A 25,492-nucleotide genomic window follows, 5' to 3' on the forward strand; every position below is an offset into this window, starting at 1 on the left:
AGACTGTCATCGGCATGATCTCATCAAAGAGATGCTGTGATTATGACTGGCCCGTGACACGATTCACCTCTTCCAGCGTCGTGATTCCGTCGGCCATCATCGACCAGCCTGACTGCTGGAGTGAGTGGAACACACCCGTCTCAATCACCTTTCGCAATGCGGCAATGGATGGCTGGTTCAGGATCACATCGCGGAGATCATCTGTCACATCGAGCATCTCGTATAGTGCCCGTCGTCCCCGATACCCCGTGCGAAGACAGTTCGGGCATCCCGTCGCAATGAAGTGCGAGCCTTTGCCCTTGGTAAACCGTCCCATCCTGCTCGATTCACCTGCTGTGTAAGGGATTTCACGCTTGCAGTTGTCACACAGCACGCGCACCAGACGTTGCGCCAGCACAATATCCAGCGCATTTGCAACGAGGAATGGTTCGACATTCAGGTCGAGCAGTCTGAACACGCTCGTGATCGTGTCCTTGGCATGGACAGTTGAGAACACGACGTGGCCAGTCATAGCGGCACGCATCGCTGTGCGCGCAGTTTCCTCATCGCGGATCTCACCAACAAGAATCACATCAGGATCCTGTCTCAGCACACTTCGCAGCAAGCTATGGAAGCTGTTCCCCCGATGTTCATCAATCGGCATCTGTGTCACGCCTTCGATCTGGTACTCGACCGGATCCTCGATCGTGACAACGTTGCGCCGTGAACGATCAATCTCGCGTAACGCGTTGTACAGTGTTGTCGTCTTACCCGACCCCGTCGGACCGCAACACAGAAGCAATCCCTGATCTGACTCGCAGACATCGCGTAAGCGCTGACGCATGAACGGGGGGATACCGATCTCATCAAGACTTGATGGCGAATCGCGACGATCAAGTACTCGGAGCACGAGCTTTTGTCCGTGGACACTCGGCGTAAAACTTGCACGATACTCCACCCGTCGATCTGGAAACGTCACAGAAAAGTGACCGTCGATCACCGCGTCACGGGCAGTCTCATTGACATGGCAGGCCGCTTTTACCATTCCCAGTACGAGCGACGCAACCTGCTTCGGCAGATCCACAATCGGTACCATCATGCCATCCACGCGCATACGTACCTGCACGTCATCCATCTTGGGCTCAATGTGAATATCAGTCGCGTGCGACTTCGACGCGGTTTGCAGCAGCAGTGTCAGCGCACGTGGTCCGATGGCACGGCCGAAGAGCCCATCGCTCTGCTTACCCGACGCATCAATAAGTTGCAATGGTTTTTCGAGTTGCCCTCGTGGCGCAAGTGTGGCTGCGAGATCTGTCATCGCAAGTTCCCACTGCAGCGCAGCATCGAACTTTGTCGGCTTGATCTTGGTAATATCAAGCACATCATCGAAGTCTTCCAGACCGGAAGATTCATAGCCACCAAAGACGATCCACTCATGGACGCCAACCTTGACCACGTCTCCCGCCGAGAGCAGGACACGATCGACCTTGATGTTGTTCACCTTTGTCCCGTTGCGACTGGAAAGGTCTCGCAGAACAACGCCACCACTTCCATCGGGCTCAATCACACAGTGGTACCGACTTGCTCGATCATCCGGAACTCGCAGCGCATTTTCAGGGTGTCTGCCAATTGTGATTGGCTCGGTGCCGAGCGGTACCAGTTTCCCCTGAAAATCCTTGGGTTTGAGATAAAGCGCAGCAACCTTCTGCAAACGTAATCTCCGTTTTCTTTCCATTATCGCATTTGCCACGTTTATCTCCATGCTCAATACCAGCCCCAGTCAACACCGGGTATATCAAGCAAGAGAAAAAAGGGTTGCAGATACGACGACTCACCGATCAAATACCACATCTTATCATAACGTGTCTACTTACATGATGAAAAGCACAGCGGGCCGGACGATGCATTATCGACCGACCCGCGTGCCCTTGTCCCCTCATGTGTGAGGGCTTCCTATAACGACAGGGAGGGACCCTCTTCAAGTCCCTCCGCTGTGAGCATCAGTTTTCCTCAACTCTGAAACTCAGCCAACGCAGTGGCTGCAGGAGCAATCAGCTTTACCAGTGCATGTTTCGCCGGTTGTATGGCTGATCAGCTCAATTGAGTGATCCTTGGCTTCTGTGCATTCGCCTTTGCTTTCTGTGCACTCACCCTTGCCTTCTGTGCATTCCGATTTGCTCTCACAGCAACCTTCTGTCTTCTCTGTACAGCAGTCGTCCTTGGCTTCTGTGTGAGAGGCTGTCACGACATTGGTTTCGCCCTCGCACGAGCCGCCAAGCTCGCAGCACGAGGATTTCTCTGCTCCGGTCGCTACAACTGCTGCACCGGTGTCGGCAGACTTGTCACCACAACCTCCGAGGAGGCAGTTGCCGCTGACAGCGCGATACCCAGCGAGACCGACAAGGCCGAGACCAGCCACTGCAACAACAGCTGCACCGATGCTTGCGCCACGATTCATGCGATTCATTCTTGAGACTCCTCTTTCATGTGGGGTGAAACGCAACCAGCGTCTGAAACACCCTCAGGAACTGCATTCGACTGTTCGGCTTCAGGGCACCACCCCTCGGCACTACATCTTCAATCGGCTTGTTCCGCTGAATATTCCCGCAGAATACTCACGCAGAAGTTACCGGTTGGCATCGTATCCACCCTGATAGTGTGCCGGAAGAGCTTGCTATGTGCTACGAAAACTGCCTGAATACGCCGAAATACACTCATGCTTGGTCCGAAAACTATTGTTTTTCGGTATCACATGCCCATATCCAGTTCGACCGATAGCGCAATAGCGATCTGGACGTTTCTCCAGGGAGTGTGGTACTTCGGCCGGAGTCTGTGCATGACGAGCGAACCCCAGAACACCAACCCATCCTCAACAACCAACCAGAGTAAAGCACAGCCAGACTCGCTGTTCAGCGCGCTGAGTGGTGTGGAGCAGCAGTTGCAGGTCATTCGTCAGGCATATGAACAGCATGAGGTGTGGAAAAAGCAGACAGCCGAAACCGAATCCGCTCTCTCGCAGCGTGAAAAGGCACTTCGATCGCTTGAAGAGAAACTTTCACACGACCAGAGTGAGTTCGAAAAGAGGCGTTTGACTGTTGATGCAGATCTTGAAGCTCTGGCAACAACAGAGTCGCAGTTAAAAGAACGTGAGGCAGACCTTCAGCAGCGCCTGAAGTCGATCGAAAAACAACGATCCGAAGTCGGCGCACAGCGCACGGAACTCGAGCGCAGTCGTGCAGAACTCGACGCACGCACGGCAAGACTCAGCGAGGAAAACCGCTCACTTCGCAAGGCAAGAGAAGCTGCTGCTGAAGAGATCAACACACTGCAGTCACATATTGCTGATCTTGAAGGTCAAGTAGCCGAACTTCGCACCCGTGGCGAAGCGCTCTCCGGGCAGTTGCTCTCACAGGCTGAGTCAGATTCTGCGTTGAGTGATCGCTGCGAGATGCAGACAAACCAGATTAGTGAGTTGCGAGAGTCACTTGCGCAAGCACATGATGCGCTGACTCAACTCGAAGAATCACGTGCAAAAGATCAGACCCAGGCAAACAATGTCGGCAACGAGTTGAAAGCAGCGCAGGAACGGATCAGCGCTCTCAAAGCGGACCTATCAAAGGTCAGGCTTGAACTTGAAACTGTTCGTAGAGATGGCCCAGCGGTTGAGGATCATCTCAAGTCACTGCATGATCAGATCGCTCAGGCAGAAGAGCGTGCGGGAAACTCCGCTGTTGAGCTCGACCGCGTATCCGATGAAAACACTCGGCTCCGCAAGCATGCCGAGCAACTCGAGCAGGATTACGACTCGCTCCAGCAGGCACTTGAGCAACGAACAACAACTCGCAGCAGCGAATCCACATCTCTTCGTCGCGAACGACTGAACCGTGTTCGCCGAGCACTCAACAGCAAACACGAAAAGCTGAATCAGGCGACCGAGCTCCTGCGAGATCGATACGAGCAGGCTGAGAAGATACTGTACCAGCGCGATGCCGTCAAGAAGGCAAAGAAGGAAGTTGCAGCTCTTCAGGAACGGCTCGCACAGCGTGCAGCACGCTCAAAGTCGTTTGCGTTTGTGTTCTACTTTGTCGCGATGCTCGGCATACTTGCGGGAATCAGCTGGACTGTTGCAAACAAGTTTATTCCACAGCAATATGTCGCAACCTCACTGCTCGCCGCAGAGTCACGAGGACGCACGCTCACCGATACCGATCTTGCAAACTGGCAACGATACCACAACAGCCTTGCGCTGTCGCCCGAGTTCATTGAGTTTGCCGCAACACGTATGGCTCGCAAGGGATACGAGTCGCTGAGCAAGCCGGGTGAGTTGAGTGTGTATCTGGACAAGTCACTGGATATCAGGTCACCATTGGATGGAACCATTGAGTTTGAACTCGTCGGTGAAGGCTCAGCGCGAACCGCGGACATCCTCAACACGTTCGTTTCAGCCTTCCAGACTCGAGCCAATCAAGCACGGGAACTCCGCACTGACGGTGCTGCAACGATTGTGAAGAAGCAGCCTATCGCTGCCGATGCGCCAATACATGATTCGCGTCCAGTTTATGCTGCCGGTATCTTTGGTGGCACAGCAATACTTGCAACACTTATTGGTGTTGTTCTGTGGAGAAGGCTGTCAAAGGCAGCAATCGCTGCCGACTCGGATATCAATAGCGAGTTGCGAGTCATTGAGCGCGGGCTGCCTGAATGGGAGCAGAGCCTGCCTAACGCAGCATAAGCCTGTACGATGCGGTTGTGATCCTGAAGTAATATGTTGGCAACTGAACTCGTCGAGTTGTTACGCAAGCAGGAAATCGAGTGAGCGAGTCGTCAGAATCTCCTTGCCCGAAGCAAGGTCATAAATGGCGAGTCGCTGACCCTGCTCAAACTTGAGGTTCTCCAACTGCACCGAAACCAAGCCGACCTGCGCTGTGAAGGTTTCAAGCTGTGTGAATCCCTTGTTGCCATCGATAATCACAACAGCAAGTTTGCGACCATCCGTGATATCACCTATTTCGGCGATCAACTGGCCCTTCCCTGTTTCAGGATGGACAAGGAGTACTGCGTCGCTATTGCGATACGTCTCTGAAGTCAGCCGGATATGTTCCGTTCCTTCTTCAAACAGAAGCGTTTGAAGCGAGCCCCCCAGCATTGAACTGAGATCATTGATAAAGGAGTCGCGCGCCAGCAACTGCTCAATCTGTGACACTTGACTTCTGACATCAAGAATCGCAACACCGAGGATAGCCGCAGCTGATATCGACGCAAGAGCCATAGCACGCCAGAATCTGGAGACTCGACGTGACGGAATTAGTCTGAGGTGTTCTTCTGATGCATCAACCTGCCCTGCGATAGCGTGTTGCACAAGCGGGCTTTCCACAAGAGTGGGGACACCGATTTGTCCAACAATGTCATGCTGATCATCAAGAACCAGTTCACCTGAAGTTCCAGCAAGCTCACCAGCACTTAGCACAGCCTTCACAATACGATCTGCAAAGTCAGGCGAAAGGGGTTCCACTTCGGGAAGCATGCTTTCGATGCTTGCTGCAAGTGCATCAACTTCAGTTCGAACATTCGCTGTTTGTTCCGGTGATAAGCTCGACCACGCCTGATGTAGACGAATGCGGTCTGAGGGGTCTAAGCAGCCCATGAGATCTTGGCTGAGAAGCTCAGTCAGTTCGCTCTGAGAAAGTTGGCTGTCATCCATTCGCATACAGTGTTCTCATGCTCCATTGGTACTACCGGGAAAGACACCGATAGAAAAAGGCCATAGTGGCTCACTTTTTATTCGCTTCCCGTTGCCTTTGGTTCCACTCCCTCTCCGTTTGATTGACCAGAATCTGCCTCTTCTGAGGCAAGCTGACGCAGGCGCACGAGTGCTCGGCTTAAAGCACTTTTTATCGTGCCGATGGGAACGCCAAGCTCAAAGCTGATTTGCCTGAGTGTCTGGCCTCCCAAATACGCTCGAATCACAACTGTTTGCTGCAACTCAGGCAGTGTTGAAATTCGATCCCATATAGCCCGATAACGTTCGTCCTTTTCAAGAGTTCCAACGTTGAACTGCTGCTCCTGAAGCGCCCCAGACATAGATTCATCAAGCGATGACGGGCGAATACGAGCTCTGCGGCGTCGAAGCTTGTCAACCAGATGCCGGCGGCTTATGAGCATGATCCATGTAACGAGTGCCGCTTTGGTGTTATCGTACCTGTCAGCAGTGCGCCAGAGACGCACAAATATCTCTTGCACAGCGTCTTCAGCTTCTTGTCTGGTGGGCATCGTCTGGAGGGACATACGAAAAACGAGCGATCCAAAGCGTTCATAGAGTTCAGAGACAGCTTCACGGTCGCTTTCTGCAACACGCTGCATCAAAAGGAAGTCTGCTGCTCCCTGATCTCGACTCTGTGCCCTGGACATCACTGGCTGCACTCTCGCAGGTTCATCGGACGAGTTGAGATTGTGCATTGGAAACAGAGACATGTATGCATTCCCACCACGTCTCGTATGGTACATCGTTTGATCCAATCGTGCACTGTGGAAAACATTCGATTTCCTCAGTTTGTACCCTCAGGGGCATTAGTTAGTCCCATAACGATAGTGCGGACTTTGTTTGGCAAAGCAATTATCCCACATTGTTCGGGGATAGTAAATCCCCCTTGTGTTTGCGTCCGTGTACTGTTATGCTGTCTGTGTGTTGGAGGTTGCAACTCGTGAGCATGTCTCTGAAGACATCTCAGTTCACGCGAACCCGTGCGTTCACACTGCTTGACCTGCTTGTCAGTCTTGCGGTTGTTGTTGTGTTGATCAGTGTACTGCTACCAACACTTGGTGCGGTCCGTGAGACAACTCGCAGAGTTGTGTGCGCATCGAACCAGCGCCAGGTTGGCCTCGGCATTCAGATGTTTGCTGATGCAAACAGAGGAAATATTCCACCCTCTGTCTTCATGGCACCATCTCCGACAGGTTCTCATATTTCCGGCACGTATACACCGGAAGATACGATGACACTTCGCATTGGAACACAATCTGCTGGCTCGCGATCACTCCGCTCCGGATGGGATGGTCTCGGCGTTCTGTATCAGAGCGAATATCTTCGAACCCCGGAGATCTACTACTGCCCATCGCACAAGGGCTTTCATGAGTACCCACACTACGCAGAAATATGGAATGATGAATCAAAGGATATCATCGGCAACTATCAGTATCGTGCCATCTCACCTCGTGGTGATAGGCAGCTTTCGACGCTTGCAGATGCCAACCTCGCGCTTGTCACAGATGGGTTCCGCACAAAGATCGACTTCAATCATGAGTCTGGAGCCAATGTGCTCAGGGCAGACCTGAGCATGTTCTGGTTCTCTGATCCCCAGAGCAAGTTTACTGAAAATCTGCCTGATGATGAGACAGGTGTCAGCAGTACACTGGTTGACAACGCATGGCAGCTGCTTGATAGAGCCATCAATGGGAAAGATTAGTCAACTGGCTGCTGTTCCGCTGGCATGAGCATGCCGAGCGTTGCAGGTTGCAATGGCGATGCTGCAACTGCTTTCACCACATCATTCAGACTCACAGCAAGAAATGCTTCAAGCTCTTCTTCGAGTCTTTCGCACTCTCCTGTTAATGTCATGAGTTTTCCAAGCCTGCGCATCAGGTCGGCTGGACGCTCGGTCCCGATCATCACCTGTGTCGCGATCTTCGTCTTTACGCGTTCAAGTTCTTCATCAGTAATAGATGCTGCAAGCTGATCAATCGTTTCGAGCGTTTTCTGCTTGATGGTGTCGATCTGATCGGGATTCCCCGACGCGTAGATCATGAACACGCCAGACCCATCGCGGAACTCGACACCAGCTGCTGCTTCTTCCGCGAGCCCGGTCTCAATTAACGCCCAATGCAGTCTGCTGTTGTCGCCACCACCAAGGATGTGCGAAGCAATCGAGAACGCGTGACGCGCCGGATCATCAATCGCTGGCGCATCGGAAAGCCCGAGCATATATCCGCGAGCGACATCATCGCGTCGCATGACAAACTCACCAACGCCAGTAGTACTTGGTGTGTTTTCTCTCGTCACTGCACCCTTCGGCCAGTCACGCGTTAACTGTTCGATCTGTGAGACGATGCTCTCGAAGTCGATCTTTCCTGCAAGCGCCAGTGTCATCGTGTTGGGAACATAGCGTGACGAAAAGAACGATCGCATCTGCTCACACGACAGATCTGTAATGCTCTGCTTTGTGCCCAGCACGCGATATCCGAGTGGATCATCGCGATAATGGCGTTCTGCTGTCTCTTCGTAGAGTACAGAGAATGGGTTGTCGTCGTACATCGCGATCTCTTCAAGGATCACACCCTTCTCGGTATTGAAGTCGTCTGTGCGCAGCGCTGGACGCATCATCCTGCCAAGCAGATCGACCGCACGCGTGATGTGCTCCGGGATGACGTGCGCGTAGTAGCACGTCAGTTCGTGGCTTGTGTACGCGTTGTTGCGGGCGCCGATCTCATCGAACGCACGGTTCAACTGCTCAGCCGAGATGTCACTCGTCCCCTTGAACAGCATGTGCTCAAGGTAGTGGCTAACCCCCATGACATCGAGTGTCTCGTCGCGCGTGCCTGTTCGCACAAAGAAGCCCGCCGATGAGGAGTGGGCGTTGGGGTTGGGCTCTGCCACGATGGTCAGACCGTTGTCAAGCGTCGTTCGTTCGATAGTGCTGGGCATACGCGAGTGTATCTCGGCTTGCCAGAGAATGTTTCATGAGCAGCACGCAGCATTCATTTTTTCAAGCAGCTGCATGCACACCGCGCCGGGGTCGTTCGCAGTGCACACTATGGATGACACCGCAACTCCCCTCGCACCCGCTACGATCACGCTGCCCACGTTGTCTGGTGTGATCCCGCCGATCGCAACATGGGGCACTTCATTCAGAGGAATCGCCAAGCTGATCTCACGGAGAAGCTCAGGCCCGCGCACGTGCGGGTTTGCTTTGGTGGACGTATCAAACATTGCGCCAAAGCCCACCATGTCGGCACCCTGATTCACCGCTTCGACTGCCTGCTCAACAGTTGAAGCTGATCTTCCCACAGCCTGTCTGGGCTGGAGCACACGTCTCGCATCTGCGGTGCTCATATCTGTCTGACCGAGATGGACACCGGTCGCGCCCACCACCGCCGCGATATCGGGTCGATCGTTGATCCAGAGCTCCGCGTTCGGTGACGTGTTTTCAATAATCTCCTTCGCCTCGCGCGACATACCAATGCGATCAAGGTCCATCATCTGTTTCTCGCGGAGTTGGATCGCTGTCGCGCCCGCGTCGAGTGATGCGCGAAGCACGTCCTGCCACGCATGTTGCGTGCATAACGCGTGTGTGATGATGACATAGAGCACGTGCTGACGCGTGCTGCCAGCTGGGAACCGAAGCACCAGTTGCTTCGCAACGGCGTACGACGCAAAGCGCAGCTTCTCGATGTGCGAAGCATGTGTGCCGGTGGGATCAATTAACCGGAGCGCGTCCTCAATACAACGAAGCGCTTCAGCAGCACGCGACATGGACGAGCCGACCAGATCACCCAGTCCTGTGCGCGAGGTCGCGTTTCTGACAGTTGCACCCGTCTCGGTATCGGCATCGATGTCCCGCTCTGCAATGATCGCGTGGATCGGCACACCCCACGACTGGACGTGTTTCTGGAGATCATGGCGGATCGCTCGACACCTGCTGGCGAGATGATGGTCACCCAGCACAAACCGCGCAGCATCCTCCGCAACGCGAAGCCCCTCCTTCGCCCGGTTCAGATTTGCGTCCACCATTCTGTAGATCGATCGATGCATTGCAAACAGCATATCCGCCGATACATTGGCGTACAGCCCACGGAGACACAAATGCCGCCATCAGCACATCGCCACGACGCAAACGGCACTATCGAGCCGTGCCTGATCGTCCTCTTCGGGGCTTCGGGCGATCTGACCTGGCGGAAGCTCATCCCCGCACTCTTTGACCGCGAGCAAAAGGGCAAACTCCCGGAGAGCTTCGCTGTCCTCGGCGTGTCCCGGACGAAGATGTCGGACGACGAATGGCGGGACAAACTCGGCGAGAAATCAAAGCTCGATACACATGGCGGCACATGGGCAAAGTTTGCCCAGCGCCTCCACTACCACCCCGCCGATGCAACGAAGCAGGACGACTACCCGGGGCTCGTGCAACGAATCAGCGAACTCAACACGCAACACGCGCTTGAACGATGCGATGGCGCACCCAACCTGTTGTTCTACCTCTCTGTTGCACCGCAACTCTACGAGGGCATCATCCAGTGTCTGGGCGATTCGGGACTCGTCACCGAAGGACGCCGGTGGTGCTCCCTGCATCCCGACCAGACATCGTGGCAACGCATCATTGTGGAGAAGCCCTTCGGAACAGACCTTGCGTCCGCTGTCTCTCTCAATCGCGCGCTCGGCCGTGTGTTTGACGAGGATGCGATCTTCCGGATCGATCACTACCTCGGCAAGGAACTCGTGCAGAACATCACCGCACTGCGCTTTGCGAACTCGATCTTCGAGCCATTGTGGAGCGCGCGCCACATCGATCACATCCAGGTCACCGCGGCGGAATCACTCGGTGTTGGCAGGCGAGCGGGTACGTTTTATGATCAGGCTGGCGCATTGCGCGACATGATCCAAAGCCATCTGCTCCAGGTGCTCACCCATGTGCTGATCGAAGCGCCATCATCGTTCAAGGCATCCTCGCTGATGCGCGAGCGGATCAAACTGTTCGAGTCCGTTCGACCCATCCCGACATCATCCGCGCACGAGCACGCAGTCTTTGGAAGGTACGGCCCAAGCAAGGACGAGCCCGCGTACGTTGATGCCGAGGGTGTCGATCCATTGCGCAACACAGAGACGTACGCTGCGATGCGCATCCAGATCGACAACTGGCGATGGGCAGGAATGCCGATCTTCCTTCGCAGCGGCAAGAAGATGGCTGAGAAGCGCACCGAGATCGTGATCCAGTTCCGCAAGCCGCCACTGGACATGTTCCCGGATTACTCGAAGGGATTGGGTAATGTCAGCGCAAACCGACTGGTCATCCGGATTGCGCCGCACGAGGGGATCGATCTGAGCATCAACGGCAAGGTGCCAGGCACGAGTTTCCAACTCGCAACCGCCGAACTGGACATGGACTATGTCGATCGGTTCGGTGGCGAGCCCGTCGAGGCGTACGGCCCGTTGATTGTCGATGCCATCCGGGGCGATCGCACACTCTACAAGCATCGCGACGAGGTCGAGGGCGCGTGGCGGGTGTGCCAGCCTCTTCTGGACAACGACCATCTCCGCGAACAGATCCACACATACGACGCGGGCAGTTGGGGCCCTGCTGCTGCTGACGAACTGCTCACACGCGAGGGATGCGTCTGGCACAACATCAGCACCGCCTGAGACCACATTTGCTGGTAGAATCGTCTCCATGTCCAGCGGGACCGGTCCCATCCCGATCGAGCCGACGCTCCCGAAGCCCGCACTTCCGGGCACGGTTGTTGTGCGCGAGAAGCACGAGCTCTACGACTGTGTGATCGCGGACATGCTCATGCAGGCGATCGCATGCATCCGTGAGTTTGGCTCGTTCCATCTGGCGCTCTCCGGCGGATCAACGCCCGAACCCGTCTACAAGCAACTGATGTTCGATCCGGCGTGCCGGCATTTCCCATGGAAGAAGACACATATCTGGATCGTCGACGAACGCTGTGTGCCGTTCGATGATGAAAAATCGAACTTCGGCATGATCCGCGAGCTGATCGTGAATCACTCGACGATCCCAGCGGATCAGGTGCATCCCATCCACGCAACAGAATCCGACGCTGCAAGGAAATACGAGAAAGAACTGTGCAGCGTGCTCGAATGGCGCGAGCGAGGACACGACAGGCTCGACTATGTGCTGCTCGGCATGGGTGACGATGGCCACACAGCAAGTCTTTTTCCAAACTCGCCAGCACTTCACTCTGGTGATGCACTCGTTGTATCGAACAATGGTCCCACTGTCGTGCCGCCCCCACGCATTACTATGACATACAGGCTGCTGAACGCGTCACGGTTTGTGAGTGTGCTTGTTGTTGGTGAGCGCAAACGCGAGATGATCGAACAGATCCAGCAGCACACACGCGCACACCAGAAGCCGATCGAAATACTTCCAGTTCTTGGAATTCAGCCTGTCGCTGGAGAGTTTCGCTGGTATCTTGATCCTGCCGCGTGCCCTGCGGAGGATGCCTCTGGCAGCAGCGAAAATACCTGATCTTCATCGAGCAGTTGACGCGAACGAGCGACGCGATCCTGCCACGGCAGACTCGGGTTTATGACCGCATCGCACAAGCCAAGCCGAAACGCACGACGCTTCAATGGCAGGTGGAATGTGTACAACTCCATTGCTCTTGACACAACGTCGGCATCATCAATCGCTGCTCGCACTGCTTCGTTACACGCGTTGACGAAATGCGATAGCTGCCTGGATTGATCCCGTGCATCAAGATTGAACATTGGCTCAGCGTGTGCAGCATGGATCGCCGGCTCGCACGGAATAATCTCGTGATGGCATGACTGATTCACCTCGTACAACACATTCGACATTATACCGAGCAATACCTCGCGCGCGAAGTACTCCCGCATGGTCACACGATGATCGTGCAATGCAACTGCTTCCGGCGCGTACCAAATCGCCCGATCGTGACCAAAGAGTCGATACGCAAACTCAATGTCCTCAAAGTACACAGGCCTGATACACTCATCAAAGCGGGCATTCTGTGATGCAATGCATGAAGCTTTGACCGAGAGATTCAGCGTCCACGCAGAACGCCAATCGAGTAACGCACCATCGTGTGTCGGTATCTGACCGAAGATGCACGGCGTGTGTTGCACGAACGCGTCGAACCATGTCGGTTGCTCAGGCTGCAACCAGGGCGAATATCCCAGCACCATGGGATGCTGCCCATCGTGCGCACGAACGTGTGCCATCACACACCGCGGTTCTGGAACCACGTCATCGTTCAGAAACAACAACAACTGACCGCGTGCGCATGACATCGCAATATTGCGTGCGGCACCGGCTCCAACGTGTACCGTCCTGTGAAGCTGCACATCGAGAGAGACCGGCACATCCGGTGGCGTTCCGTCACCATCAATAACGACTATGACCTCGATCTCAACATTGTCATCAAGCACCTGATCTGAGAGCGCATCAAGCAGATTTGCCAGCTTCGCAGACCGACCTCTCGAGGGAATAAGAATGGACACACATGTGCGCACGGAATCCAGTCCTTCAGATTCTGTCGTGAAAAGGCGGGTTCGGTCGATCGAATACTGTTGAATCGGCTGGATTTCCAGAGGACCATCAATGCTCATTGCACTTCCCGGACATCTTCGCGTCAGCGGTGTTACAACATGGGCAATGCGCGCCGTACAGGGTCTGCGAGACCGGGGGCACCAGGCTGGGCTGATCATCCACCGAACACCAGACGAAACTGTCCCTGCATTTCTTGCGCCTCTGGTCGTCGCCGAGGTGATCTCTGATACACCCCTCGATCAGTGCAACGGATCATTCGAGCACATGATCCCGACGTATCGGGATGCGATCGAAACCATGCATGCGACCACCGGACTACCGGTCGTTATCTCACCGAATCTGCACGGCGACTGCTACGGCATTATTGCTGCGCTGACACAATCCATGCCCGATCGCATTCGCGTCGTGTCTTGGCTCCACAGTGATAATCGGTACGACATCGCAGTCGCAACGTACTATGAACCAGTCCTCCACGATGTCGTCGTAGTCAGCAGCGAACTTCACGCACAGGCCCGCAAGCAGTTTGCTTGCACTTCGACACACCTGTCGCACATTCCGTACAGCGTTGATGTTGCATCATCATTTCCTGTTCGGTCTGCTCTTCGCAATCGACCGTTGCGTCTCGTGTACTCGGGCAGGTTGAATGAAGAGCAGAAACGTGTCAGTGCATTACCCGTCATGTGCCGGACCCTTGTCGAGCAGAACATCAACTTTGAGCTCCGTGTCATTGGAGATGGCGAATCACGCGACAAACTTATCGATGCAAGCAGAGACATTCCTCAGGTACAGTTGCTCGGCTCGGTCAGCCCGCACCACGTGGTTGAGCATCTGCAATGGGCCGATGCGTGGGTGCTACCGTCACGGTATGAAGGGCAAAGCGTTGCGATGCTCGAAGCAATGGGCCAGGGTTGCATCCCCGTCATCACCCGTGTCGAATCCGGCGCCGCCGACGCTGTTGCACACGGAGAAAGAGGATTGATTGCAGATGTTCCAACATCCGCTGGTCACCAAGACGTGGGCTTCGCGCTTGCACAGCAAATCAGGGATCTTGTGACTGGTGACATGAACAGAATGGCACGCAACGCGTGGGAATACGCCAAGCACCACCACAATCATGACATTCACGTTCAGCGATTGTGCAGCATTATTGAGCGAGCACAACAATCTCAACCAAAGCAGTGGCTATCACATCGGCCCGTGACATTCAAGTCAGCAACAGGAAACACCGCATCTGCGACCGAAGGAGCAAAGCTGCGTCTTGCTGCGATCCTGAAGCAATGCATAAAAGCACGAGTTGCAATCTACGGCGCGGGACAACACACCATCGATCTTGCCCAACATCTTTCCTCATCGGACGCGGAGTGCGTTGTGTGTGTGTTCGATGACGACACGAAAAAGCACGGCTCATCTCTATGGGGATGGCGTGTCCTTGGCATCGAACAGATTGCACACCTTGGCATCACGGATGTGATCATCAGCAGCAGAATGCACGAATCGGCGCTTCGAGAGAGGTGCATCGCATGCTTGCCCGATACGATCAGCATACACACGCTCTACTCAGACACATCGACGCTGGCAGAGCCAAAGCCGGATATACGAATCACTGCGATGCAGTAGCGCTCGCTCAACTTGCCCGCAGCAGCGCTGACCTTGATGCGATTTTTCTAGCTTGGATCATCTGATGGATCTTCGCGATGATCCACTTCGCCAGACCTGTTGTGGTAAAACACTCCGGCATTGCAGCTTCTGCAGCATACGTTCGTTCGTCACGTGCTGTCTCATCCGACAAATACAACTCGAGCAGTTGCTCAAGTCGTTGCGGAGTTGCGAAGCAAAGATCACTCAGATGCTCAAGATAATCTGTTCGTTGTGACTCTATCTCGTCATGTTCCGAGTAGATGCCGTTATCCAGTTGCTTCTGCGTCCACGTCAGCACACCGTCGCGGAACTCTGACGCATCACACAGCTCCAGATCCATCAGCTTTGACACGAACTTCTGCGCTTCGGGCATATGCTCAATGTGCAACGTATATTCGATATTCGTGGCAGAAAACGTTGATTTCTGATGACACAACCCTTGTTCGAAAGCTTGAGCAGCGACTCTGTTGCCAAGAAGCCCGAACGCATCACGAGCAACACGGCACAACGGCAAGCCACCGGACAGTATGCACTCCATCACGCGCTGATGCACCGTTTCAAAGAGTGACGCGTGAATATGAACACCCGCCTGCTGGTATGCCAGACGAAGCTGTTCGCCGTGCAACACCGCACCCCGAGCATACTTCGCAAACTGCGGATGATCTTCCCAGCCATTCCCAAACAGCCCAAGAGACCAGTTGCGCCGATCGCATATGTCGGCAAGCCATTCTACAACCTGATGGCGAAACACCCGCTCCGCGAACGGCATGAATATCGAGGCGTTCAATCGATGCTTAATATCGTCAGGCACCGATGTGAGTGTTCGTGCTGCTTCGTTTACAGCTGCATACACCGACTTTGAGGGGGCCGCACAGAGTCCACGTTCAATCGAATCAAGCACCTCTCCAATCTGCGTTAGCGACGTCGAGGGGATCGATCCGATCGCACCTAGCAGTCTTGTCCGCATGCACTCGACTGTTTCGCTGTGATTGGTCACCCACGCAACATCGCAGACACGTTCACTTTGTGACACACTTCGAAAGAACTTTCGATTCGACGATACCATCGGATGGTACTGCAGTTGACCGGGATCGTAGCCGTATCTGTCAGCATAACTTTTATCGACCATGCCAACCAGGCAGTCATTCGACGAGAGTGCGCGCGCCGAGTCCGGATCGTGCAGGTGGTCCATCGAATCCTGCACCCAGCAGATGTATGGCAGATGCTGTGGGAAATGCCGCCCCAGAAACGAGCGCGTGTAGTTCACCGCAATGACCGCATCGGGCTGAAAGTCTGCGCAAGCATTGGTGTACGCAAAGTCGTGGAACACAGACGATGTGTCTTCCTCGATGCACACTTTGCATTCACATCCGCACAACTCAAGCTCGGATGCGAGATCCGTTACAGCATGCTGAACATACGTTGTAAATCTGGATGTTGGAAGCAGAATACGGAACCGGTTGCCGACATCTTCTGAAATCATCTTCGACGCAGGCTGTGAGAACGAAACGATAACATCTTCCTTGTACGCCCGAGCATCGCGCTCGGCTTCACGCAACAGCGACACAAAGTCGATCGCCTTATCCTGAAGTACCGGGCTCACAACAACAGCTTGCGGAAATGCATAATCACGCCGGGCGCGGATATGTGACAGCAGCTCATCTTGAGCATGTTCACCAACATACCACAACACAGATTTCGATTTCAACTTTTCGGACAGATCACCACACGCAAGACCGCTTATCAGCTCATGCTTGTTCTGCTGTACAACAATGATGCGTTGAACAAAGCCTGGAACATCCGGAGGCGATTCCGACTCAAGAAGTGCCGCAAAGCCCCAAGGCGGGTCGATGCCATGCATAATCACTGGACCGAATGCGTTTTTTTCAATGCTGCGTCTCAACTCGGACACGTTGGATCGACATACCGTCTGCAGATCCTGAAAATGAGCCAATCGATGTTTCGTGGTATTCCGGCGAACAATGTTGCCATCAACTGTCCGGTACCACACGATGTCTGACATGCCTTCAAGCCACGACTCAATATCAGACTCGCTGACATCAAGATCTGTCCTAGCAGCTGCAAGATTCTGTTTGATACATTGCAGCCGCTCATCAGCAGAAATCACATCGCACTGCAACTGCTCAATTTCTCTCTGAATCGAATCGCTATCCGCCTTTGACAAACCGGACGAGATCAATCTTTTACATTCCAGCGATGCGAGTGTGCGTAATCCAAGTCCGACAAGTGAAAGCACATAGTGTATAGCGGCGTGTGCGCTTGTCGGATTGGCTCGCGCATTCTGCATCGTCTGGTACAATCGAGACCACGCATCTGGCCTTGTCTGCTCATCCACGCGAGACTCCTCACACGACAGATCCATCCAGTGCAACAGCGGATTCGAAGCACGGCCATGGCTTTATGCTGCTCCCATGCGATGCTTCATAGGCATCCTGGAGCGGGCCAGGTGACAGCGTGCCTATCACCGAAGTTGCTGAGGACTTCGAAGTTATCTGATAACCATGTGCACGCAGCAGTTCGCAGACTTCTTCATAGCCTTTTCCCGGAGTGACAACACGAACATCTATGATGTTGTTGTCAGACAGCAATGGAAGAAGGTGCTGCCGAACCGCTTCAACGCCGATCAATCGGTCCCATTGAATCGGTGTCATTTCACGCGACGGTTGATGAGAGAGTGTTTCTTCAATCTCATCACATGCAAGTTGAAATGCACTGCTGACATTTTCCTTTGTCGCAATCAACTCATATCGACGCAGCATCTGCTTCATTGCGCTATCGCGACACGAATGCGGCGCGTACCTCTGAATCACCCACGCGTTGTTTCGAACCAACCTGTGCAGGATACGGTCAAAGGCCCGACCTGTCTGAACCTTGCGATGAAGAAATCTCAGGCTATGTGTGTGAATAACCTTATATCCCTGCTGAATCAGTCTAGCACAAAGATCATATTCCTCGACATAGTAATCGAACGCTGCGTCGTATCCACCAACCTCAAGAAAGAGATCTCTGCGCACGACACAGCCACACCCAATGACAACTTCTGGTAATCCACCAGCCTCACGGCTGCCATCCGGCAGGAAGATCTCACCTCCCACTGCAGCAACGTCACTCGGTATCGCGTCAAGCACATGGGCCAAATCACACTGTTGCAGTTGCGAATCGTCATCGAGCATGACAACCCAGTCCGCATCGAGCGCCGAGACTCCAATGTTTCTCGCTGATGCACCTGCATTCCTCTCAAGTCGTATCTGCTGAATAGCAATGCCGTTCCGGGTCGTGCAGGCAAGTTCCACAGGATCGTGGGATGCGTTATCCACAACAACTATGCAAGGACAGTCCCCAAGCACACTTCTGTCAAGCGATTCGAAGGACGAGATAGTGCGAAGCAACTCGTCCGGACGATCTTTTGTTGGAATGACAAAGCCAATCTTCATTGCAGTTCTTTGTGTTTACCCTGCGAGCAACGCGTTGCCCATCGGTTTCGGCTCTACAGACAAGTCATGTCCATCGTGCATCCATTGGCGGATGACACGCAGAATGTCCCCACGCGTGACAGCGATATTTCCAAGCATTGATGCTTCTGCTGCTGCCGCAGCAGATCCGACGAGCATGGATTCGATCAGCGACGTTTTTCCAACAAGCGATGCTGTAACAGCTGCAAGCAGCGCATCACCGCATCCAAGCGTGTCCTTGACATGCCCAGCAAGGGACGGAATGTGGACACTCGACACACGATGTGCCCACGCTTGCGAATCCGTCTCCTCTGCCTGATTACGTGTAAACACAATCACACCATCTTCTCCGAGTGTAACTGCAATCGCAAATGCATCGATCATGCTCATCAGCTTCCACACAACGGCGGGGAGCGAAGAATCAAAGTCACGCATTGCCTGTCGCAACTCACGCTCGGTTGGACAGAGCAGCGTTGGAGATCTGACTGATGTCAGTAGTGAGGCGCGCTTCCCCGAGATGTCACCACAAAGAATCGTTTTCTTCTCTTGCACTCGCGATGTCATTGTCTGCAGCATTTGTGGCGTGAACATGCCTAACCCGTAGTCGGTAATAATGGCTGCATCAGCGTTTGCAGACAGTGAATCAAACATGTCTGCAACCAACTTCCGTTCGTACGTATCAAGTGTGATCTCAGTTGCATCATCAATCTTCGCGACTTTGTGATGACCCACAATGTACCTATGCTTGTGCGCAAGTGCCATTCCTGATCGAACAGGTATGACTTCAATGCCGTTCTTTGCAAGACGATGAATCACCCGATCCGCGTCAATCGTCGTTGGCAACACCGTCAACAGCGTTGTCTTCAACCCCAAACTCGCAAGATGCTGTGCAACGATGGCAGCACCGCCGTCAAAGCTCGTGCTCTCAATACTTCGAAGCGAGAGCATTGGTGCTTCCATCGCAACATCCGGCCAGTCGCATCGAGTGTACGTGTCGAGTATGGTCTCACCACACACAAGCACGCGCTTTCCTCGCATCGAGTCGAGCAGGTTCGTTACTGATTGCAACGAGATGTTGTTCTCCGTCGCTATTCTGGCTATCTGCGCTCTCTTTGGATTGATCAGTTCAAGCCTGCCAACTTCTTCTACCAACGATGTGGATGAAAACACCACATCGCCAGATGAAAAGACAACGCGGCCTCCCGCGTTCTCAACTGCGCTTCGCTCCGCGCAAAACCGCGGATCGTCGTTTGTCTCGTACTCTGCCCCCTTGACATATAGCTCTGGCTGGACACGTTCAAGCAGTTCTGTTGCGGTGGGCTGTTTGTTGATAACCACCCAATCAACAAAGCCGAGCGCAGCGAGGTTTTCTGCACGTAGATCTTCTGTGAAGAGCGGCCTGCCCACCCCCTTGTTCACGTGCATATCCGCTGTCAATGTGACGAGGAGTCGATCACCGAGGCTGGCAGCATGACGTAGATGGCGTATGTGTCCAGGATGCACAATATCAAAGCATCCGTGACAATGCACAAGTGTCTCGCCATGTGCACGAACAGTGTCGCGAACAATGAGAAACTCATCCAGCGAAAGGACTTTGTTTGGATGTCCAGTTGCATCTGCCATGCTTTCGGACGTATCGACGAGATGGATCCGGAACCGAAAATCTCTTCTCGGGCATTGCACAGGACCCATTCACACGATCAATCACATCAATATGTCGGCAGAATCTGCGCGAGTTGTCGCTCTGCCAAAGCATCAAACAAAGATGCTCAGCAACTTCAGAATTCCAGACTTGGGAGAAAACCCCCTGCTTCAGATGAACTTACAGCGCAATCACGCCGATGGTTTGGGCCCGGAGGTGTGACATGTACAGTGATGGGCCGCAGGATTCCCAACCTATCTACAGCATCTATCAGGATGATCCCGAAATGGCAGATATTCTGGATCTGTTCATCCAGGAACTTCCCGAACGTATTGCGAAGCTGGAGGGATTCCTTCATTCCCACGATGAACGAAGCCTTCGTTATCTCGCACACCAACTCAAGGGATCGGGTGCTGGATATGGATTCGGTGAAATCTCTGAAGCTGCGGCAAATGTTGAGGGATTTTTAGTCGAAAATGGCAATGAAGCGTTCGATGCGCAGTTGGTTGAGTTGCAGAAGCGCATGGACACGTTGCTGTCAATCTGCCGTCGGGTTATTCGCTGAAACTGATCGGTAGAACACCAATACGTTGTTTTCATACCAAAGTAATGCGGTTGGAATCGGACTCACCACTGAACGTAAAGGCCGGGACTCACATCTGATGGGCAGTTCTTCACAACAACCGCACGATTCCCTGCCGAACGTGCTCATTGTTGACGACTCACCGGACGTCCATCGTCTGCTGCGTGCACGCCTGCGTGATCTTAATGTCAACTTTATCAACGCGCACAACGGCTCTGAGGCCATGGAGATGGCAAAGGAGTTGAATCCCGCGATCATTCTGCTCGACCTTGACATGCCGGACATCGACGGGTTCGAAGTACTCAGAAAGTTGAAAGACGACGGCAGCACGGTCAACATCCCAGTGATTGTAATCTCCGGCTTGCACGCAACTGAGGACAAAGTGACCGCGTTCGATCTTGGTGTGATTGACTATATCACAAAGCCGTTTGAACTCTCCGAACTGCGGGCACGAGTTCGTTCTGCTCTACGAATTCAGATGCTGCTGAACATGCTGTCCGAGCGTGCCCATGTTGACGGTCTGACAGGGCTGTGGAATCGCAGCCACTTCGACAGCCGTTGGGAAGAAGAAGTCGCAGCATCGCTTCGTCACAGCCGACCATTGTCACTTGCGATCATAGATATCGATCACTTCAAGTCGATCAATGACATCTTCGGACACCCGGTTGGCGATGTCACGCTCCAAACAGTTGCCAAAGTTGTGCAGTCGTGCTCGCGCGAAACAGATATTGCGTGCCGATATGGCGGTGAAGAGTTCGTCATCATCATGCCGGAAACACCACCAGACGCAGCCGTCAAGCTCTGCGATCGAATCCGGAACACACTCGAAAGCCTGACATGGCCACAGATGCCAGAACGCGTCGTCACTGCGTCTGTCGGTGTTGCCGGATGCAAGAGCACGCCGAAGCTCGACGCACTGGAATGGATCGCACTTGCCGACCAGTGCCTGTACCGATCGAAAGAGGGCGGGCGAAACAAGACAACGTTTGCGCAAGTTGATGAAGCTTCTGCGCCACGGCTTGCAGACGCCGGCTGATACACACAGTCATATCAAAATGGCACTATGATGCCCGCATACAGCATCAATCCATCGCGCGACGGGTTGCGATCTTCTCCATGTATTCGCGCATTGGAAATATGGTGCCAGTGGAAACCTACTTGCGCACGAGTGCCAGCATCATCAAGCTGCATAGTTGCGCCAAGACCGAATCTTGGCAGCACATCGAATCCAGTTCCACCATCGGGCACATTGTCCGACGCCACCATCATGCCGATGCCCGCATCAGCAAAGAGTGACCATGACTGCTCGTTGATAAAGTGCCAGCGAAAGATCATGGAGCCGGAGGCACCAACCGCATCGTCACCCGGTTGATCAAAGTACCAGAGCCCAGCCTCAACAGTGAACTCAACATCGTCCACAACAAAGGTGGTGTATCCTGCGCCAAGTTTGAGGTCGTGGGAGTCAGCAAAGTCAGCAGCGCCACCTGCAGTAAAAGTCCACCACTCGCTGCCTTCTGAACCCCACGCGTGCGGAGTCGCCGCGCGAGCTGCTGCAAGCCGCGCATCCAGTGTGTTCTCCTGCATTTCCTGCGACAGTGATTGGGATGCCGTCGTCGATGGGGTGTCTGATTGACCGAACGCCATACCAGAAGCACATCCAACCACACAAAGCAAAGCACCAGCTAAGCTTCTTGCGTTTGTGCAGAGGAGCAGATCACGAGGAGGCAGGTGTGGATTCATGCCGCGAGGGTATGCTGGCAGAGTTCAGGGCCGCAAAGGTGACCAATCTCGCTATCTTTCTTTGTGCTCATCATGATCCGATGGCTCGTGCGAATGAGTGTTTTCTGGGGTTGTATCATCAAGCACTTGTCTGCCCGGCAATAATGCCGCAAATGTGCTCACTTCAGTCCGACTGGTGTAATCCCTGATCCATGAGATAATTGGCTGAGAAGGGCGCGGCTCAATACGGAGTTCAATCCAGCCAAAGCCTGGATCACCGTTTGCGGGAAACGTTGCGCCAACAATACGTCGGGACGTACTTGAGATATCGATAGTCACAAGCGACGACCCAGAACCAATCGTTCCCTCCAGATGCACAATGTCTGGCTCATCGCCTTCCTCAACAGAAGTCCAATGGATCGGCTGCACTCCAGCGCCAAGATCACTGAGTGTTGGAGATTCACCAAAGGCAAATGCGATCTGCGGCAACGGCACTGGCTTGATCGCTTCTGCGATTCGCCTCGGCGTTGGGGCACCATCAAAGTGCGTCCGAAACACAGCATCCTCGTTGTGCTGCGTCACCACCTCACACACGTTATCAACAATCTGCACCTGCGTGCCTTCAAGTTCAATGCCAAGAACAGGAACTGTCATCGTTTCTCCCTGTTCATTTGCAACCTTTGCCTTTGGCACTATCCGAAGCTCAACAACGCTTGTTCGATCTGGCTCCGGCCTGAGATACCGCGACAGATACTGCGGATCGGCCCAGTATCTCACCTCAACACGATCCGAGGTGGCGCGTTCACGATAGATATCCCGAACGAGCATAAGCACAACGTCCGGATCACCAAGTTCTACAAGCTCGCGGGTCTGAGGATTGGTTGGTGCATCACGACGCATTCGTCCAGACTGCGCATGTGCGCTGGATACAAATATCAGCCCAACAAGGCAGGTGAATCCCGGGAAGTTGGAAACATGCGATCGAATCATCGTGTATTAGATCGTCATATCCTGATGCAGTTCCATACGTACGCGTGCTGCAAGACCTTCGCTGACAGTCTTTCCATCAGGAAGCATCTGCTGTTCCGATGCGATCTCAATGAGCGGCTCCAGCACAAAGGCCCTCTCAGCGAGCCTCGGATGGGGGACGGTCAGCCCGGGCTCATCGATACTGGAATCACCATAGATCAGCAGGTCCAGATCGAGCGTCCGATCACCCCACCGCTGCTCGCGCTCACGGTCTCTGCCAAACTCACGCTCAACTTCGAGCAGCGTATCGAGCAGCCCACGGGCTGCGCACGAGACACGAAGATGGGCGGCCGCATTCACATACGGATGTTCGTTGGAGATGCCAGATTCCGTCACAGCAGGTGTGCGGTACAGCCTGCTTCTGGAAACAACATCAATCGATTCGTGCTGGTCAAGCCGCAGCAGCGCATCACACACCACCTGCTCGCACGATCGATCATGCCACGACACATTCGATCCGAGCGCGATATAGGCGTCAACTGGCGGAGATTCAGTCATGCCAAACCCATCTTCACTTCAATGCATTCAACGACAATGTGAAGGAGCAGCATGTGGAGTTCTTGGATGCGATCCGATGTCTCGCCGGGCACAATCCACTCATGATCGCACACGCCACCCAGATCGCCGCCATCGCGTCCGAGCATCGCAACAGTGCGCATGCCGCGTTTCTGCGCCGCCTTGACCGCGCGGAGCACGTTGATGGATGTACCGCTGGTCGTCAGCACGACGAGCACGTCGCCCTTCTGCCCGAACGCCTCGACCCATCGCTCAAAGACTCGCTCGTATCCGAAGTCGTTGCCCGCACAGGTAATGAATCCAGCATCGGAGCACGCCATCGCGGGGAGAGCCTGCCGATTGCCGCGAAACCTCGCTGTCAGTTCCTCGCAGAAGTGCATGGCATCGCACGCGGACCCGCCGTTCCCACACGCCAGCACCTTGTGTCCACTCCTGAATGCGTCGGCAACACATTCCACGACCTGCTCCAGCACCGCAACATGGCGGTCGTCCTGCACGAGTCGCTGGAGCACCGCGGTCGCATCCTGGAGCGAAGCGACGGCTCGCTCTGACACACGCATGATCTTATCGGTGGCGGGGTTCTGCATGGACACCAAGGGTAGGTCGGTGTCCGATCGCACTCTCCATCCCATCAGCCCGGGTTCCTACACTCGTCTGAACCGATTCACACACCACACTCCCGGAAGACGCGATGCCAGTCGAACCGTTTGCACTCCACACCGACAAAGAATGTCCGTTTGCGGGCATCGTGACACTAACACTCGAGCAGCCGGGAAAGCCGGTCGTCGTGCTCGACCACGATCTGATCAGACGGATCGAAGCGACCATCAAACAGGTGCCAACTGATGCTCGCGGGTTCGTGCTGGCATCCGCTGCTCCGCGAGCATTCATCGCAGGTGCCGATCTGAACGCGATCCAGCAGATGAACGACGAGCAACTCCATGCGTACCTGCAGTACGCGTCGCGCGTCTTCGGAATGATCTCGCAACTCCCATGCCCAACGGTCGCTGCAATCAACGGCGCGGTGCTTGGTGGCGGTATGGAAATCGCGATGCACTGCGATGCGCTGGTTGCTGCTCCACCACCGGAGCGCGACAGCGCACCAGGAAAGCCCTACCCGGTCGGTCTGCCCGAATCAGGACTATCAATCTGCCCCGGCTGGGGCGGAACCAATCTGCTCCCTGCGCGAATGGACCCAGCGTCCGCCATCGAGTTGACTGCATCGGGCAAGCCGTTGAACTTTGCCACTGCGTGCGAGGCTGGAGTCTTTGACGCGGTCGCGTCCGACGCAACCACGCTGCTGATGACCGCTAAGCAGTGGATCATCGACAATCCGAAGGCACCTGCGCGTGACGGCACACCTTCACGCTGGATCGGCAGATCGCAGTACCGCGCAAAGACATTGACCGCTCTTGATGCTGTTCGTGCGTCACTCCCGGACACCGGAAGTGCCAAGGCTGTGGCGGACGCTGTCGATGTCGGGATCGCGCAGGGCTGGGAAGCTGCACTCAAGTGCGAGCAGGACCATCTCGTCAGACTGCGCAGCTCACCCGAGGGCAAGGCTGCTATCGAAGCGTTCTTCGCACGGTCAAAGGCATAAGCTAACCAGTAC

The 25,492-nt window shown here is 54.4% G+C and carries 22 protein-coding genes; 8 read left to right on the forward strand and 14 right to left on the reverse strand.

What is annotated here, in order from left to right; genetic code table 11:
* Positions 1 to 40: 40 nt before the first annotated feature.
* Positions 41 to 1,729, reverse strand: a complete 1,689-nt coding sequence (gene tadA / locus H6815_14040) for a Flp pilus assembly complex ATPase component TadA (protein MCB9861560.1) — start codon at positions 1,727 to 1,729, stop codon at positions 41 to 43.
* Positions 1,730 to 2,002: 273 nt separating this feature from the next.
* Positions 2,003 to 2,446, reverse strand: a complete 444-nt coding sequence (locus H6815_14045; GenBank protein ID MCB9861561.1) for a hypothetical protein — start codon at positions 2,444 to 2,446, stop codon at positions 2,003 to 2,005.
* Positions 2,447 to 2,815: 369 nt separating this feature from the next.
* Here H6815_14045 and H6815_14050 point away from each other — a divergent pair, with 369 nt between their 5' ends.
* Positions 2,816 to 4,711 (forward strand): hypothetical protein, encoded by a 1,896-nt coding sequence (locus H6815_14050; protein ID MCB9861562.1) that lies wholly within the window; start codon positions 2,816 to 2,818, stop codon positions 4,709 to 4,711.
* A gap of 60 nt (positions 4,712 to 4,771) precedes the next feature.
* Here the strand turns inward: H6815_14050 and H6815_14055 are convergent, their stop codons facing one another.
* Both H6815_14055 and H6815_14060 read right to left on the reverse strand, forming a co-directional pair.
* The gene (locus tag H6815_14055) at positions 4,772 to 5,680 is read right to left on the reverse strand and encodes a hypothetical protein (GenBank protein ID MCB9861563.1); all 909 of its coding nucleotides are present in this window, start codon (positions 5,678 to 5,680) and stop codon (positions 4,772 to 4,774) included.
* 77 nt (positions 5,681 to 5,757) lie between these two features.
* On the reverse strand, positions 5,758 to 6,387 hold the full coding sequence (locus H6815_14060) for an RNA polymerase sigma factor (protein ID MCB9861564.1): 630 nt from the start codon (positions 6,385 to 6,387) through the stop codon (positions 5,758 to 5,760).
* 293 nt (positions 6,388 to 6,680) lie between these two features.
* Between H6815_14060 and H6815_14065 the strand changes: the two genes are divergently transcribed.
* Entirely contained in the window at positions 6,681 to 7,442 is a 762-nt protein-coding gene (locus H6815_14065; GenBank protein MCB9861565.1) for a DUF1559 domain-containing protein, read from the forward strand.
* Here the strand turns inward: H6815_14065 and H6815_14070 are convergent.
* Together H6815_14070 and thiE are read right to left on the reverse strand one after the other, a co-directional pair.
* Positions 7,439 to 8,677: an insulinase family protein gene (locus H6815_14070; GenBank protein ID MCB9861566.1), complete on the reverse strand. Its 1,239-nt coding sequence runs from the start codon at positions 8,675 to 8,677 to the stop codon at positions 7,439 to 7,441. The genes H6815_14065 and H6815_14070 overlap by 4 nt on opposite strands.
* Positions 8,678 to 8,710: 33 nt before the next feature.
* The gene (thiE, locus tag H6815_14075) at positions 8,711 to 9,784 is read right to left on the reverse strand and encodes a thiamine phosphate synthase (GenBank protein MCB9861567.1); all 1,074 of its coding nucleotides are present in this window, start codon (positions 9,782 to 9,784) and stop codon (positions 8,711 to 8,713) included.
* 51 nt (positions 9,785 to 9,835) lie between these two features.
* On the opposite strand from thiE, the gene zwf reads away from it, so the two are divergent.
* Positions 9,836 to 11,386: a glucose-6-phosphate dehydrogenase gene (zwf, locus tag H6815_14080; protein ID MCB9861568.1), complete on the forward strand. Its 1,551-nt coding sequence runs from the start codon at positions 9,836 to 9,838 to the stop codon at positions 11,384 to 11,386.
* A gap of 28 nt (positions 11,387 to 11,414) precedes the next feature.
* On the forward strand, positions 11,415 to 12,236 hold the full coding sequence (gene pgl, locus H6815_14085; protein MCB9861569.1) for a 6-phosphogluconolactonase: 822 nt from the start codon (positions 11,415 to 11,417) through the stop codon (positions 12,234 to 12,236).
* Here the strand turns inward: pgl and H6815_14090 are convergent.
* Positions 12,149 to 13,339 carry a glycosyltransferase gene (locus tag H6815_14090; protein ID MCB9861570.1) on the reverse strand — a complete coding sequence of 397 codons (1,191 nt, stop codon included), beginning with the start codon at positions 13,337 to 13,339 and terminating at the stop codon, positions 12,149 to 12,151. The two genes, pgl and H6815_14090, sit on opposite strands and share 88 nt — an antisense overlap.
* Between H6815_14090 and H6815_14095 the strand changes: the two genes are divergently transcribed.
* Entirely contained in the window at positions 13,332 to 14,897 is a 1,566-nt protein-coding gene (locus tag H6815_14095) for a glycosyltransferase (protein MCB9861571.1), read from the forward strand. The two genes, H6815_14090 and H6815_14095, sit on opposite strands and share 8 nt — an antisense overlap.
* 7 nt (positions 14,898 to 14,904) lie before the next feature.
* On the opposite strand, the gene H6815_14100 is transcribed toward H6815_14095, so the two are convergent.
* Genes H6815_14100 through H6815_14110 form a run of 3 tightly spaced genes read right to left on the reverse strand, consistent with a single transcriptional unit; the run spans position 14,905 to position 20,014 of the window.
* Complete coding sequence (locus tag H6815_14100) at positions 14,905 to 17,274, reverse strand: hypothetical protein (GenBank protein MCB9861572.1); 2,370 nt, start codon at positions 17,272 to 17,274, stop codon at positions 14,905 to 14,907.
* Between the two features lie 10 nt (positions 17,275 to 17,284).
* Complete coding sequence (locus tag H6815_14105; protein ID MCB9861573.1) at positions 17,285 to 18,373, reverse strand: glycosyltransferase; 1,089 nt, start codon at positions 18,371 to 18,373, stop codon at positions 17,285 to 17,287.
* Positions 18,374 to 18,388: 15 nt separating this feature from the next.
* Positions 18,389 to 20,014 carry an adenylyltransferase/cytidyltransferase family protein gene (locus H6815_14110; GenBank protein MCB9861574.1) on the reverse strand — a complete coding sequence of 542 codons (1,626 nt, stop codon included), beginning with the start codon at positions 20,012 to 20,014 and terminating at the stop codon, positions 18,389 to 18,391.
* A gap of 242 nt (positions 20,015 to 20,256) precedes the next feature.
* Here H6815_14110 and H6815_14115 point away from each other — a divergent pair, with 242 nt between their 5' ends.
* The gene (locus H6815_14115; protein MCB9861575.1) at positions 20,257 to 20,598 is read left to right on the forward strand and encodes an Hpt domain-containing protein; all 342 of its coding nucleotides are present in this window, start codon (positions 20,257 to 20,259) and stop codon (positions 20,596 to 20,598) included.
* 97 nt (positions 20,599 to 20,695) lie between these two features.
* Positions 20,696 to 21,652: a diguanylate cyclase gene (locus H6815_14120; protein ID MCB9861576.1), complete on the forward strand. Its 957-nt coding sequence runs from the start codon at positions 20,696 to 20,698 to the stop codon at positions 21,650 to 21,652.
* 14 nt (positions 21,653 to 21,666) lie between these two features.
* On the opposite strand, the gene H6815_14125 is transcribed toward H6815_14120, so the two are convergent.
* Genes H6815_14125 through H6815_14140 form a run of 4 tightly spaced genes read right to left on the reverse strand, consistent with a single transcriptional unit; the run spans position 21,667 to position 24,440 of the window.
* Positions 21,667 to 22,356 carry an acyloxyacyl hydrolase gene (locus tag H6815_14125; protein ID MCB9861577.1) on the reverse strand — a complete coding sequence of 230 codons (690 nt, stop codon included), beginning with the start codon at positions 22,354 to 22,356 and terminating at the stop codon, positions 21,667 to 21,669.
* Positions 22,357 to 22,407: 51 nt separating this feature from the next.
* Positions 22,408 to 23,325, reverse strand: a complete 918-nt coding sequence (locus H6815_14130; protein ID MCB9861578.1) for a hypothetical protein — start codon at positions 23,323 to 23,325, stop codon at positions 22,408 to 22,410.
* 6 nt (positions 23,326 to 23,331) lie between these two features.
* Positions 23,332 to 23,862 carry a 2-amino-4-hydroxy-6-hydroxymethyldihydropteridine diphosphokinase gene (folK, locus tag H6815_14135; protein ID MCB9861579.1) on the reverse strand — a complete coding sequence of 177 codons (531 nt, stop codon included), beginning with the start codon at positions 23,860 to 23,862 and terminating at the stop codon, positions 23,332 to 23,334.
* A complete protein-coding gene (locus tag H6815_14140; GenBank protein ID MCB9861580.1) occupies positions 23,859 to 24,440 on the reverse strand; it encodes an SIS domain-containing protein in 582 nt (193 codons plus the stop codon). Before H6815_14140 ends, folK begins: the two co-directional genes overlap by 4 nt.
* Before the next feature lie 131 nt (positions 24,441 to 24,571).
* On the opposite strand from H6815_14140, the gene H6815_14145 reads away from it, so the two are divergent.
* Entirely contained in the window at positions 24,572 to 25,480 is a 909-nt protein-coding gene (locus tag H6815_14145; GenBank protein MCB9861581.1) for an enoyl-CoA hydratase/isomerase family protein, read from the forward strand.
* The last annotated feature ends 12 nt before the right edge of the window (positions 25,481 to 25,492 follow it).

It is taken from the genome of Phycisphaeraceae bacterium, from assembly GCA_020639155.1.
Taxonomy (GTDB): Bacteria; Planctomycetota; Phycisphaerae; order Phycisphaerales; family UBA1924; genus JACKHF01.

What these genes read in the sequence shown, in the direction of transcription:
- H6815_14130 (MCB9861578.1), bottom strand. Translation starts at nt 23,325, where the DNA reads ATGATTCGATCGCATGTTTCCAACTTCCCGGGATTCACCTGCCTTGTT.
- H6815_14140 (MCB9861580.1), bottom strand. Translation starts at nt 24,440, where the DNA reads ATGCGTGTGTCAGAGCGAGCCGTCGCTTCGCTCCAGGATGCGACCGCG.
- H6815_14145 (MCB9861581.1), top strand. Translation starts at nt 24,572, where the DNA reads ATGCCAGTCGAACCGTTTGCACTCCACACCGACAAAGAATGTCCGTTT.
- H6815_14125 (MCB9861577.1), bottom strand. Translation starts at nt 22,356, where the DNA reads ATGAATCCACACCTGCCTCCTCGTGATCTGCTCCTCTGCACAAACGCA.
- H6815_14115 (MCB9861575.1), top strand. Translation starts at nt 20,257, where the DNA reads ATGTACAGTGATGGGCCGCAGGATTCCCAACCTATCTACAGCATCTAT.
- H6815_14050 (MCB9861562.1), top strand. Translation starts at nt 2,816, where the DNA reads ATGACGAGCGAACCCCAGAACACCAACCCATCCTCAACAACCAACCAG.
- folK (MCB9861579.1), bottom strand. Translation starts at nt 23,862, where the DNA reads ATGACTGAATCTCCGCCAGTTGACGCCTATATCGCGCTCGGATCGAAT.
- H6815_14110 (MCB9861574.1), bottom strand. Translation starts at nt 20,014, where the DNA reads ATGGCAGATGCAACTGGACATCCAAACAAAGTCCTTTCGCTGGATGAG.
- H6815_14055 (MCB9861563.1), bottom strand. Translation starts at nt 5,680, where the DNA reads ATGGATGACAGCCAACTTTCTCAGAGCGAACTGACTGAGCTTCTCAGC.
- H6815_14070 (MCB9861566.1), bottom strand. Translation starts at nt 8,677, where the DNA reads ATGCCCAGCACTATCGAACGAACGACGCTTGACAACGGTCTGACCATC.
- H6815_14045 (MCB9861561.1), bottom strand. Translation starts at nt 2,446, where the DNA reads ATGAATCGCATGAATCGTGGCGCAAGCATCGGTGCAGCTGTTGTTGCA.
- H6815_14120 (MCB9861576.1), top strand. Translation starts at nt 20,696, where the DNA reads ATGGGCAGTTCTTCACAACAACCGCACGATTCCCTGCCGAACGTGCTC.
- H6815_14095 (MCB9861571.1), top strand. Translation starts at nt 13,332, where the DNA reads ATGCTCATTGCACTTCCCGGACATCTTCGCGTCAGCGGTGTTACAACA.
- pgl (MCB9861569.1), top strand. Translation starts at nt 11,415, where the DNA reads ATGTCCAGCGGGACCGGTCCCATCCCGATCGAGCCGACGCTCCCGAAG.
- H6815_14060 (MCB9861564.1), bottom strand. Translation starts at nt 6,387, where the DNA reads ATGTCCAGGGCACAGAGTCGAGATCAGGGAGCAGCAGACTTCCTTTTG.
- H6815_14105 (MCB9861573.1), bottom strand. Translation starts at nt 18,373, where the DNA reads ATGAAGATTGGCTTTGTCATTCCAACAAAAGATCGTCCGGACGAGTTG.
- thiE (MCB9861567.1), bottom strand. Translation starts at nt 9,784, where the DNA reads ATGCATCGATCGATCTACAGAATGGTGGACGCAAATCTGAACCGGGCG.
- H6815_14090 (MCB9861570.1), bottom strand. Translation starts at nt 13,339, where the DNA reads ATGAGCATTGATGGTCCTCTGGAAATCCAGCCGATTCAACAGTATTCG.
- zwf (MCB9861568.1), top strand. Translation starts at nt 9,836, where the DNA reads ATGCCGCCATCAGCACATCGCCACGACGCAAACGGCACTATCGAGCCG.